We start from the raw sequence: 12,184 nt of genomic DNA, 5'->3' as shown, positions 1-12,184 counted from the left end.
ATGAACGAGCTAAATCACCTCGCTATCATCATGGACGGCAACGGCAGATGGGCCAAACGCCGCGGTTTGCTACGCACCAAAGGGCACGAAACTGGCGCAAACGTCGTGGAGCAGATGTGCGAGTTTTGTATCGACGAAGGCGTGGCGGTGCTGAGCCTTTATGCATTTAGCACCGAAAACTGGAAGCGCCCGAAGAGCGAAGTCGCGTTTTTGATGGAGCTTTTACATAAATTTTTGCTCTCAAAACGCGAGAGTTTTATCAAAAACGGTATCAAATTTAACGTCATAGGCGACGAAAACCCGCTAAGCGATAAGCTAAAAAACGAGATAAACGAGATCAAAAACGCAACTGCACAAAACTCGCGGTTAAAGCTAAATTTAGCCCTAAACTACGGCGCAAAAGATGAAATTTTAAGAGCTTTTAGGAGATTTTGCGAAAAAAACGGCGGCGAATTTGACTCCGAAATACTAGCTTTAAATTTGAACGAAGATAGCTTGCAAAAGTGCCTCGATGAGCCCGCGCCCATCGACCTTCTCGTGCGCACCGGCGGCGAGCAGAGACTGTCAAATTTTATGCTTTGGCAGGCTTCATACGCCGAGTTTGCCTTTACGCCTACGCTTTGGCCCGATTTTACGCGCGAGGAGCTAGCCTTGATAACGGCAAAATTTAAGAAAAAAGATAGAAGGTTTGGCGGGCTTTAAAATTTGATGTTTTTGACTGCCGCTATCTTTTAAATTTACGTCGTTTTATTTGATTCGCTCGCTAAAAAAGTGCCTTTAAATTTGACAAATAAAAGCCTTGCCGCAAGGCCGTTTTGCATAAATTTTGAACCGAAATCTTTAAATTTAAAATCATTCAAGGCAATATTTCGCTAAAATCGCCTTTAAATTTCTGTTTTTATGCTTTTTGCGGCGCAAATAACGAGTCAAATTTTAGTTCAAATCAGCGCAGCAAATTTGCACAAACATTACTTAAAAACGTCGCCGCTAGCTCAAAAATAATCGCAAGCAGCCAAATGCATTATAAATTAAATTAGGAGAGTTATGATTTTTGCCGTTGTATTTTTTATTTTATTATTTTTTATCTTGGGCGCCGTAGTCGGCAGCTTTAGCAACGTCCTGATCTACCGCATACCGCGCGGCGAGAGCATAAATTTCCCCGCCTCGCACTGCCAAAGCTGCAAAACTCCGCTAAAACCGTATCATAACATCCCGATTTTTGCGTGGCTGTTTTTGCGCGGCAAATGCGCGTTTTGCGGCGAAAAAATCAGCTTTCAGTATCCGCTCGTAGAACTCGCTAGCGCCCTGCTTTGCGTGCTTGCGTATTGCGTTGAAACGCACGGACTAGAGCCTCTTGCGGACGATTTTTACGCCGCGATTTTTAAGGCGGCGATGCTTGGCGTCTGCTTTATCTTGCTGCTAGCGCTTAGTCTGATCGACTTTCGTTACAAGGCTGTTCCGGATTCTCTGCTTTTTGCCAGCGTCGCATTTTCGCTACTTTACGGTTTTAATCTACCCGCCTCTTTTGACTCTGATGAGCTTTTGCGCGCCTTTGATTCGTTTATAAACGCCGCGATTTTTATGTTTGCATTTTGGCTACTGCGCGCTGTCGTCAGCCTAGCTCTTAAGCGCGAAGCCATGGGCTCTGCGGATATTTTTATAGCGGGCGTTATGGGTGCGATACTAGGTATCAAGCTTGGCCTCATGGCGATCTATGTCTCGGCGCTACTGACGCTGCCAGCCTACGTCATCGTGCGAAAGCGCGGATACGAGCTGCCTTTCGTGCCGTTTTTGAGCCTTGCTACGCTTATAGTTTATGCGTTTAAGGAGCAGTTTATCTACATCTTGAGGCTGATTTATGGATAGGACGGCGCGTTATCTTTTCTCAAACTTCCTAAGTACGTTTGCATCACTATTTGCGACGCTTTTTCTCATAATGTCGATCGTGTTTTTCATCCAGATAGCGCGTATCACATCATACATCGAGATTACGTTTATAGAGCTTTTTAAACTCTATATGTTTATGCTGCCTAGAGTGTTGCTTTTTACCGTACCTATCGCGTTTTTCGCATCGCTTGCGCTCATGTTTTTCAGACTTTCGCGCGAAAACGAGAGCATCGTGCTTTTTACGCTCGGATATTCGCCCGTTAGGATCGCTAAATTTTTCCTCATCGTTAGCGGCGCGGTCTCAATCTTTCTCATCGTCACCGCGATAGTGCTGATCCCTACGGCCGCAGAGCTAAACTCAAATTTCGTCTCGTACAAAAAAACCGTCGCCAAGCTAAATTTGAAAACAACCGAATTTGGGCAAAAATTTTCCGACTGGATGGTCTTCATCCAAAACGAAAAAAACGACGAAAACGGTACTCTTTACGAGGGCGTGACGCTTTATTCGCCAAAAGAAGGCGCGCACCGATTCGTCCTTGCTAAAAACGCTCGACTAACCAACAACAACGCCGTGCTTGAGTTTACGCTATCAGACGGCAAAATTTACGATATCAGAGACGCCTCGTGGCATAAAACAGACTTTGGCACGATGAAAATCAGCACCGTCCAAGAGGACAGCGTCGCGCAGACGAAGTCGTTTGTGCAGTATTGGCAGGCAATGAGCGAGGATAAAAAGCGCGCCAAAGACTTCGCAACCTACGTTCTCATCGCGCTTTTTCCGCTAGCTACGACGCTTTTTGCTTTGAGCCTTGGTATCGTAACCTACCGCTACGAAAAAGGTTTTGTGTATTTTGGGATATTTGGTGTACTGTTTGGCTATTTTACGCTCATCATGCTCTTTAGTTCGCGCGTTTTTGTCGCGATTGCAGCGATATTTTCGCTATTTTTTATCGCCTCTATTTTTAGCTTTAGGGCTAAAATTTTAAAAAGATACTAAGTGCGGCTTAAACTCGTTTTTAGCTACGATGGGTCGAAATTTCAAGGCTCGCAGACACAGCCGCACGAAAACGGCGTTGAGGACGCTCTGGGCGCTGCTCTAGCGCACGTGGGTATTTTTAGCAAGATAATCTCTAGCTCGCGCACAGACAAGGGCGTGCACGCAAACAACCAAGTAGCCTGCGTCGAGTGCGGCGAGCATTTTAAGGACTTTACGCGTCTAAAAGCTCTCATCAACCGCCACGCCCACCCGGCCGTTCACGTCAAATTTATAAGCCGCGTTAAAGACGACTTTCACCCGCGCTACTACGCTACGGCGCGCGCATATCGATACGTCATCAATCACGGCGAGTTTTCTCCTTTTTTATCGTCTTACGAGACTTTTTTACCAAAATTTGACCTAAATTTAGCAAACGAACTACTCGCGCTTTTTGTCGGAGAGCACGATTTTAGCGCGTTTATGAAGCTTGGCAGCGATATCAAAAGTCCAGTGCGGCGCATCTCAAAGGCTTTTTGTTACGCGCGCGGCGAGCGGTCGATCATCGTTTTTAAAGCAAACGGCTTTTTGCGCGCCCAGGTTCGCCTCATGGTCGCTAGCGTTTTAAAGGCGCTGGAGCTTGCAAAAAACGGTAAATTTAGACAAACGCAGGCACAGGAGTTTAAATTTGAGCGCGCAGAGGCGGCAAATTTGGATACAAATTTAAACAAAAACAGCCACGATAATATCCTGACGGCAAGTCACGAAAGCGTAAATTTGGCGAAATTTGAAAAAAACACAAATTTAACCGCCGAACACGTGGTTTACGTCGCTTCAAAATTTGACGATAAAAACTCAAATTTAAACGAAGTCGCAAACAACTGCCGAGATACAAATTTCCTCAAAGCAAAAGAGCTTTTGCGCCAGGCTATCTACGAGCAAAAGCCGCTCACGCGCATCCCCGCGCCGCCAAACGGTCTTTATTTAAACCGAGTTTTTTACGAATGAGAAATCAAAAAATAAAAGAAGCTATTGCTGCCGTAACGCAAAAGCAAAAGGCTCTACGCAGTATTTACGCCTAGTTTTTAACCATAAACTCCGTTGCGTTTGTTTTTTGCTGGCGTTTATGCGCTGCTTATCGATCCGTCGTTTGAAGTCGTAGGCGTACTGCTCGTCATCGCACTGTTTGTACAAGCAGCGCTAGCAACTTTTATAGCAGATATTTTATATAAGATAAACGGCGAGAAGCTAAACAAAAATGCAATGGCAGAGTACAAGCGGTTTTATAAAAACGTTTTTATAAACGCTGTCATCAAAAGTATCGACGGCAAATTTAGCTACGAACCCGCTCAAGGCATCTCAAGAAGTGAGTTTTTGAAAGCTCAAATTTACAGAGAGCTTGAGTTTAGGAGCGAGGATCTCATCAGCGGCGTTTATAATAACGTTAAATTTCAGCTAAGCGAAGCTATCGGCGAGAAGCGAAAATACGCGACTTCAACCAATATCTACGTGATTTCTTTTATGGCGATTAAAGCGATGTTTGATATTTATATGGATTTTAAGGATACGGTTTTTGTCTGCGAATTTTATAAAACCTTCAAAGGCGTGACGATTTTGGCGGATAAAAAGGCTATGAACACGAAAATGATAGGCGAAAAAGAGGTGCTGGACGATACGGAGTTTAACAACGAATTTCGCGTATTTACCGACGATAAGATAGAGGCGCGCTATCTTTTAAGCCCCGGTTTTATGCGGCGACTGCATGATGTGAAACTCAAATTTGACGGAGCGGTATCGCTGAGTGCGGCGTTCATGGATGATAAATTTTACCTTTTTCTAAACGGTGCAAAAGACCGTTTCGAGAGTTCGCTCTTTGCTCCACCGCCGAGCCTCGCGGACGCGCAGGCCATAAAAGATGAGATCTCGCAACTGCTGCGCATAATCGACGAACTAAATTTGAGTCTTGATGTTTATAAATGATTTTGCTTTTTCGGCGGTAAATTTCGCCAACGATGAGCTTAAAATTTGACCGTAAATTCGGTCGGCAAATTTAAATATACCGCAACGCCGCGCAAAGCCTGCCGCCCCCAACGGACGCTTATTTTCAAGTTTAACGGCGCTAAGCTAAAAATAAATACAGCCAGCGCCTGTCTACAATTGAGCCAAATTTACAAAATATCCCTCTGCCCTTTTGCATTCATCGGGCTTAGCACGCCCATTTGCTCCATCTGTTCGATGATCGTAGCTGCGCGGTTGTAGCCGATTTTTAGGCGGCGTTGTAGATAACTGATCGAGGTTTTTTGCTCGCTTAGCACAATCTCTTTAGCCTCTTCGTAGAGCTCGTCTAGCTCGCCCGCTACCGCACCGGAGCCTGCGCCCGCACCGCCGCTAGCGCCCTCCTCGGCTAAAAATCTCTCGTCATAGACCACCTCTTGCTGCGCTTTTAGGAAATTTACGATGGTGTCGATCTCTTTTTCGCTAGCAAACGGCGCATGCAGTCTGATGACGCCGGGGCTTCCCGGAGGGGTAAATAGCATATCGCCGCGTCCTAGCAAGCTCTCCGCACCCATTTGATCTAGGATCACCTTACTATCGATACGCTGACCTACGCGGTAGCTGATGCGGCTAGGCAAATTTGCCTTTATGAGCCCCGTAACGACGTCCACGCTCGGGCGCTGGGTGGCTACGATGAGATGTATGCCGCTGGCTCTAGCCATCTGCGCCAGGCGCCCGATATATAGTTCCACGTCCTTGCCGCTAGTCATCATGAGGTCGGCCAGCTCGTCGATGATCACGACAATGTATGGGAACTGCTCGCCGCCCTCCTCCTTCATCTTTTCGTTGTAGCTTTCGATATTTTTGGTGCGTGTGTGACTCATGATCTTGTAGCGGCGCTCCATCTCGGCGACCATGTTTGATAGCGCGGTTATAGCCTGCTTGGCCTGCGTGATGACAGGCGTGAGTAGGTGCGGGATGTCGTTATAGATACTAAACTCCAGCATCTTTGGATCTATCATCATCAGGCGAAGCGTCTGTGGGCTGTTGCGATATAGAAGGCTTAGCAGCATTGCATTTATACCTACGCTCTTGCCAGATCCCGTCGTGCCCGCGATTAGCAGGTGGGGCAGTTTTTTTAGATCGGTAACAAAGGGCGCGCCGACGATATCCTTGCCCAGCGCGATAGTTAGCGGACTGCTCGAGTTTTTGAAAACCTCGCTATCTAAAATTTCCTTTAGATAGACAGTTTCGATGTTTTGATTCGGCACTTCGATACCCACGACGTCTTTGCCAGGGATCGGCGCCTGGATACGGATAGTCTGCGCGCGTAGAGCCATCGCGAGGTCGTCTTGCAGGGTTAAAATTTTACTCACCTTGATGTGCGGCGCCTGACGAAACTCAAAAGTCGTGACGATCGGCCCTGTGTAGGTGCGCACGACGTCGCCGTCTATTTTAAATTTGCGTAGTTTATCGAGTAGATCGGAGATTTTTTGATCGATTTCGGCTTCGTTTACGCTGTTTGATCTTTTAGGCGGATCGGCTAAAAATTTAAGCGGCGGCAGTGCGAAATCCTTAGGTTTTTCGACCTTGCCTTTTTCCATTTGTTCGAGTAGTTTTTTGTTTTCGGCGACTTCGTTTAGAATCTCGACGCCGTTTATAGTAGTACTTTTTTCTTCTAAATTTGACTCGCTTTCATCCTGCGCATCGTCTTCATCGTCCGGCTCGTCTACGTCCTCTAGCTTTTCGCTGTTTTCCTCGCTCAAATTTGACTCGCTTTGAGCTTTAGGCTTTTTGATTTGTCTAGGTTTTTTTTGCGATTTTGGTTTAACCTCACCCATATTTTCAAATTTATCCTCATTGGAGCTGGGCTCAACGAAAGCCTTTTTTAGGATAGCTATGATGTTATCCTGCGCGATGAGACCAAAGCTCAGCACAAAAAGCATCAAGATAAATACCCACATGCCTATCACGCCGGCGACGTCTTTTAGCGCATCATTTATGCTGTTTGCGACCAGTCCGCCGTAGCTAGCGTCCGCACCTGATTGAAACATCAAAAACGCCAAAAATAGTAGTGTCGCTCCAAGCGCGGTCTGGGCAAATTCGGCGTTAAAGCCGTTAAAATATTTGTAAATATAATACGCGAAAAATATAAAAACAAAAGGGTAAACGTAAGCTATAAAGCCGAAAAGTTTGAAGTTCCAAAGTCCTATCGCGTTGCCAAAACTACCGACGAAATTTGCCGCGGGCGCGATGGTGGCGATCCCGAAAAATATCAAAAAACAAACAACTACGACTAAAACCGATTCTCTTAAAATGGCGCGTCCTTTTAAATTTAGTAAATTTAAATTTGCGAGAGAGCTAAGTTTTGAGCCAAATTTATCAAAATTTGACCCTATTTTAGCTCCGCCCGCTTTGATAACGAAACTTTAATAAAACCGTAGATTATAGCGAGTTTTTACATATAGTTTAATAACGAGAGCTGGTTTATTTTAGCCACAGACTGCAACATCGCCTGATACGACATCATTTTTTGCATGAGATTCATATAGGTCTCGCCATAGTCGGCATTTGTGATATCGGCCTTGACGGTTTTTACGTTTACCTCCATGACGCTAGCGTGCGTGTTGGTCTGTATTAGCGTATTGGTTTGATTTCCAACTTTAGTGTGGATTTTGTTTACGTGATCGGCGATATGATCCAGTCTCTCGATCGCGCCTTGGATACCGGAGTTACGCGGGTGTTCACTCTGGCTATCGGCACGGTATTGACCGCTTCTTACAGCCTCTATCATCCTATCCAGGTCATCAAAAATATCCACGCTCGGGCTATCTATTTCGATACCGTTGTTTGCCGAAAAGTTCCATAGTGAACCGTCTCCTTGCATGGTTGCAGGCGTCGTACCGGTGCTATCTCCGTAAAATTGATCAGAATTTACCTCGTCATAAATTCCGACTTTTATCGGCGTGACGGCGTTTTGCTTGTCGGTTACTTTTATGCGGCCGCGGTGATCCATATTTGCCTCTACGCTGCCTTGCGATTTTGCGATAGCTTGTTTGTAGGCGACATAATCAGCCTGGGCACTACCGCCGGCGCCCGCAGGAACATTGTCACTAGCTACCATACCGATAATGTCATTTAGTTGCCTAAAAGTCATATTTTTTGACTGCGTTTCTCTACCCTCGGTGGTCGGCGGGTTTGTGGTGTCGTTGTAAAAACTATCCCAAACCTCGGTAGTGTATGTGGTGCCATCCGGTCTTGTTATGCTTACCTGAGCATTACCTGATGTTGCAGGCGGTACGGCGCTACCGAAAATCACGTCAACCTTATAATCTCCGCCGCTTTTAGATTTGATCTGCATTTTTAAGGCCTGATCATTCATGTCGTATTTGTCTCTTTCGCCGGGATATAGCTCTTTTGAGCCCACGACTTGGCTTAGCGTCGTGTTATCGTCGGCAAATTTACCGCTACCGCGCTCTACTTGCGATACAGTGCCTATTAGGTTTCTGCCCTCTTGTTTAAAGTTTATCTTGTCGTAGTCGTAAGCGTTTGTGACGGCGCCGTCTAAGTCTTCATATTTGCTCTTAACAAATTCAGTGATTTCATAGTCGTCTGGGTTTGCCTGCACCATGGCTTCGAGCGGATTTGCGCCGCTAGTTAGGCTATCTACCGTATCAAAGGCACTTGAGGCTCCTGCTATACCGCCCGCTAGAGCATCTGCATTTGCCACTTTTTTCGTCGCCGCTATCATGTGAAAATCAATAACCTGATTGCCTTTGCTTAGGTCTTTTACGTTGATTTGACCCTGGTTATTTATCGTTACTTCGACGACTTTATTAGTCGGAGTGTTGCCGTATTCGGTACCGATTTTTTCCAGCAGATCGTTTATAGAGGCGTCTGAAGTCATCTTAAATTTACTCGTAAAGCTCGTACCGTTTGGTTTTTTACCCTGCAAGAAAAACGTCGTATCCTGAAACCGCCTCACGCCCGTGCCGGTGAAATCCTGATTGGTTAGAGTTTTTTCGTCTTTTACATATTTAAAACCGATTAGATCGCGCATTTTATGCTCGCTATCGATATAAACGGTTTTATTTTTATCGTCCAAATTTTGCGCTTTTAACATCGTATTGGAGGTGACTTTTTTATTATAGTCGCCGTCCTTGCCCAAAAATAGCTCCTGCCCGTTTTGGTTGTAGGTCAAATTTACCTGAGCTCCGCCTACAGCTTTCATTGTTTGCGCATTGCCGAAATATTCATTCGTATCGCCGTTTATAGGTTTTGTATTTATAGCGCTTCCAGAGAACAAAAACTGCCCGTTTATCGAGGTGTTGGCGATATTTACTAGATGATTTTTGATACCTTGAAGGTCGTTTGCGATAGCCTCGCGAGATGTTTGCGAGTGGATTTCATTGGCGCCTTGAACCAGCTTTGTTTTAAAAGTTTGAAGCTGCTGCTTAAATTCACCCAAAGCCTTGTCTGTATTTTTTGAAAAGTGTTGCGCCTTTGACGTCGCCGTTTGCACCTGTTCAAGCGTCGCAACCTCGTAATCAAGCCTCATGCCATCATTGTAAACACTACTATCCTCAAAAGAATTTTGGATTTTTAGACCGCTTGAAATTTGCGTATTTAGCTTGTAAAGCGCTTTCATATTGGTCTGATAGTCGTAGTTATTCGTAAATTTCATCAGCTGATTCGTCATTCTCATCGCATTTTTCCTTAAATTTAATTGAGCTCTTGTAAGCAAATAAAGTTCCACTCGTTATATCGTCAAATTTCAAAATTTATTTAGTTTTAGATATGATTTTGACAAATTTAAGGAGAATAAATGAAAATACTCTTTTCGCCAAGCGAAGCCAAAACCGCCGTTGGTTCAAACAAATTTATAGATAAGGACGCCTTTATTTTTCCAAATTTATATGAAAAGCGGTGCAAAATTTTAAAAATTTACGATGAATTCTTGCAAACGGCCGGATTGGAGCAAATTTCAAAACTTTTTGGAGTTAAAAATTTGACCGATGAGCCGAGTTTGCGCGAAAGCCTTTTTAAAAAAGGAGCGGTAAAAGCCATCTTGCGATACGACGGAGTAGCATATAAGCACCTTGACTACCGTTGTCTTGATAGCGCCGCACAGGAGTTTATAGATAAAAATACGCTGATTTTTTCAAATTTATTCGGCCCGGTACTTGCCGCAGACGCCCTGCCCGAATATAAACTAAAGCAAGGCGAGCGGATAAACGGGCTAAATTTGGAGGAATTTTATAGCCAAAATTTCAGCGGCGAGATAGATAAATGGCTAGGAGATGACGACATTTTAGACCTTAGAGCCGAGTTTTACGAGAAATTTTACCGCATACAAAAACCGTTTGCGACATTTAAATTTCTAAAAAACGGTAAAGTCGTCAGTCACTATGCCAAAGCATACCGCGGGATAGTTTTGAGGCAAGTAGCGCAAAACGGGGTAAAAAACTTCAGCGAACTTTGCAAAACCGATATAGAAAATTTGCGCCTTATAGACATCAAAAAAACTGGACTAAAAAGCGAGTTTTTGGTGCAAATAGTCTAAAATTCGAGCTTTTTAGTCAAATTCGCGCAAAAATCGTTAAATTTTCGGCTAAAAACTATTGTATTTTTTATAAAAACGTTGTAAAATGCCCGCATATCACTTCTTATTAAGGATGGTTCTATGAAAAAAGCTGATTTTATTCAAGCTGTTGCCGACAAGGCCGGTCTTTCTAAAAAAGATTCTCTAAAGGTAGTTGATGCCGCACTAGAGACTATCGAAGAGGTTCTTAAAAACGGCGATAGCATTAGCTTTATAGGCTTTGGTACATTCGCTACTGCCGAAAGAGCCGCTAGAAAAGCAAGAGTACCGGGAACTACGAAAGTTATAGATGTTCCTGCTAGCAAAGCGGTTAAATTTAAAGTAGGCAAAAAATTAAAAGAAGCAGTAGTAGCAGGCGCAGGCAAAAAAGGCAAAAAGAAATAATCACCCTTTCATGAAAGCTCAAGATTGGGCTTTCATGTTTTTTAATCTCTTTTTTATATCTTTCAAGGTAAAATCTCACTTCTTTGATTAGCCCGAGTGGTGAAACCGGTAGACGCGCCAGACTCAAAATCTGGTAAGGGCAACCTTGTGTCGGTTCGAGTCCGACCTCGGGCACCATCGATCCTGTCGTTATTACAAAGCATTTATAAAAATCCAAAAGATACAAAATTTTAATCAAGGGTACACATTAGGGTACACATTTTTTTACTTTTATATTTTTCTATATTAATTCAGCAACTAGATATTGTATAATTATTCATTGCATTATTTAAGGATATGTCATGGGCGTAGAAGACTGCAGTTATATAAAACAATTAGATTATCAGAATATTTTAAACCAAGTAGCTTTATTCTATCAATATCCAGTTTTGATCAATAATAGCAATAACAACAATATGGCCTATAATAATAATTCCATTTTAAGGGATACAAACAACATATTTTTGTGCTTGGCAGACGATGGTCACTATTTTTGGATTAATCAAAACGGCAATATAATTTATAACCACCAGAATAAGTCCAATCAAATACTTTTTCAAAAGCTAGAATTTTTTTTAAACAAACTGTCTGGGAAAAAAACAAAAATATTTAAAACAAGCATTGAACTAAGCATATGGATTTCAAAGTGCGAAGAAAAATATAACAAAATACAAGATCCCTTAAAAAAGTTGGTATTTAAACCGAGGAATGATGTTGTTTGTGTAGCACTAGATACTTTACCTATTGTACTTGGTGATGTTTTTGATATTCATAAAGAAAGATTTGCAACATATGATGGTGGAAAAACATTTTACATAAATAAATTTTACCGGTGCGATAATCTTTTACATAATATCTTTATTTTGAAAACCCCCGATATTTATTCTATTACAATGCAATATTTATACCACATATCTGGATACAATAAGGACAAATTTAACTATATTATGTGTTGGCTGGCCAATATGTTTAAATATATTGCGAATAATAGCAATAAAGAATTTGACCAAAAATTACTAAAAAGCATATTGGTTCTTGTTGGCAAAGAAAAAACAGGTAAAGAGATTTTTTTTAATAATATAGTAAAGCCACTTTTTGGAGAAAAGTATTGCCTAAAAATAGACAATGAATTGATATCGCACAAAAATTTTAAAAAAGAACAATCTAATAAAATTTTCTACAATTTTGACAATATTTCAAGCGATTCCATTAAAGATATAGAAAAGAAAGGGCTTATTCATAATATTCTTGGAAAACAAGATAAAAACATAGTGGGCACTGTTGTAACAACAGATACAAAATAT

At 42.8% G+C, this 12,184-nt stretch carries 10 protein-coding genes and 1 tRNA gene; 9 read left to right on the top strand and 2 right to left on the bottom strand.

Features of this window, described 5'->3' with window-relative positions:
• From uppS to Q0386_RS02025, 5 genes are all read left to right on the top strand, one after another.
• A complete protein-coding gene (gene uppS, locus Q0386_RS02045; RefSeq protein WP_299026343.1) occupies window positions 1–702 on the top strand; it encodes a polyprenyl diphosphate synthase in 702 nt (233 codons plus the stop codon).
• A gap of 342 nt (window positions 703–1,044) precedes the next feature.
• Window positions 1,045–1,866, top strand: coding sequence for an A24 family peptidase (locus Q0386_RS02040; RefSeq protein WP_299026340.1), 822 nt, complete (start codon window positions 1,045–1,047; stop codon window positions 1,864–1,866).
• Window positions 1,859–2,884, top strand: coding sequence for an LptF/LptG family permease (locus Q0386_RS02035; protein ID WP_299026333.1), 1,026 nt, complete (start codon window positions 1,859–1,861; stop codon window positions 2,882–2,884). The genes Q0386_RS02040 and Q0386_RS02035 overlap by 8 nt, the downstream gene beginning before the upstream one ends.
• Window positions 2,885–3,868: a tRNA pseudouridine(38-40) synthase TruA gene (gene truA, locus Q0386_RS02030; RefSeq protein ID WP_299026330.1), complete on the top strand. Its 984-nt coding sequence runs from the start codon at window positions 2,885–2,887 to the stop codon at window positions 3,866–3,868.
• Between the two features lie 93 nt (window positions 3,869–3,961).
• The gene (locus tag Q0386_RS02025; protein WP_299026327.1) at window positions 3,962–4,840 is read left to right on the top strand and encodes a DUF3137 domain-containing protein; all 879 of its coding nucleotides are present in this window, start codon (window positions 3,962–3,964) and stop codon (window positions 4,838–4,840) included.
• 188 nt (window positions 4,841–5,028) lie between these two features.
• Here the strand turns inward: Q0386_RS02025 and Q0386_RS02020 are convergent, their stop codons facing one another.
• Both Q0386_RS02020 and Q0386_RS02015 read right to left on the bottom strand, forming a co-directional pair.
• Window positions 5,029–7,134 (bottom strand): DNA translocase FtsK, encoded by a 2,106-nt coding sequence (locus tag Q0386_RS02020; RefSeq protein WP_299026324.1) that lies wholly within the window; start codon window positions 7,132–7,134, stop codon window positions 5,029–5,031.
• Between the two features lie 179 nt (window positions 7,135–7,313).
• Window positions 7,314–9,560 carry a flagellin gene (locus Q0386_RS02015; RefSeq protein WP_299026321.1) on the bottom strand — a complete coding sequence of 749 codons (2,247 nt, stop codon included), beginning with the start codon at window positions 9,558–9,560 and terminating at the stop codon, window positions 7,314–7,316.
• Window positions 9,561–9,680: 120 nt separating this feature from the next.
• On the opposite strand from Q0386_RS02015, the gene Q0386_RS02010 reads away from it, so the two are divergent.
• The 4 genes from Q0386_RS02010 to Q0386_RS01995 all read left to right on the top strand — a co-directional run.
• Window positions 9,681–10,418, top strand: a complete 738-nt coding sequence (locus tag Q0386_RS02010; protein WP_299026318.1) for a YaaA family protein — start codon at window positions 9,681–9,683, stop codon at window positions 10,416–10,418.
• Window positions 10,419–10,538: 120 nt separating this feature from the next.
• Window positions 10,539–10,841 carry an HU family DNA-binding protein gene (locus tag Q0386_RS02005; RefSeq protein WP_002948071.1) on the top strand — a complete coding sequence of 101 codons (303 nt, stop codon included), beginning with the start codon at window positions 10,539–10,541 and terminating at the stop codon, window positions 10,839–10,841.
• Between the two features lie 90 nt (window positions 10,842–10,931).
• Window positions 10,932–11,018: transfer RNA gene (locus tag Q0386_RS02000), tRNA-Leu, on the top strand.
• 164 nt (window positions 11,019–11,182) lie between these two features.
• Window positions 11,183–12,184: primase-helicase family protein (locus Q0386_RS01995; RefSeq protein ID WP_299026315.1), on the top strand; the 1,002-nt coding region annotated here is incomplete at its 3' end.

Origin of the sequence: uncultured Campylobacter sp. (assembly GCF_938045625.1) — a bacterium.
Taxonomy (GTDB): Bacteria; Campylobacterota; Campylobacteria; order Campylobacterales; family Campylobacteraceae; genus Campylobacter_A.
The sequence above is the reverse complement of the archived record's forward strand: the minus strand, read 5'-3'. Positions and strand labels throughout refer to the sequence as shown.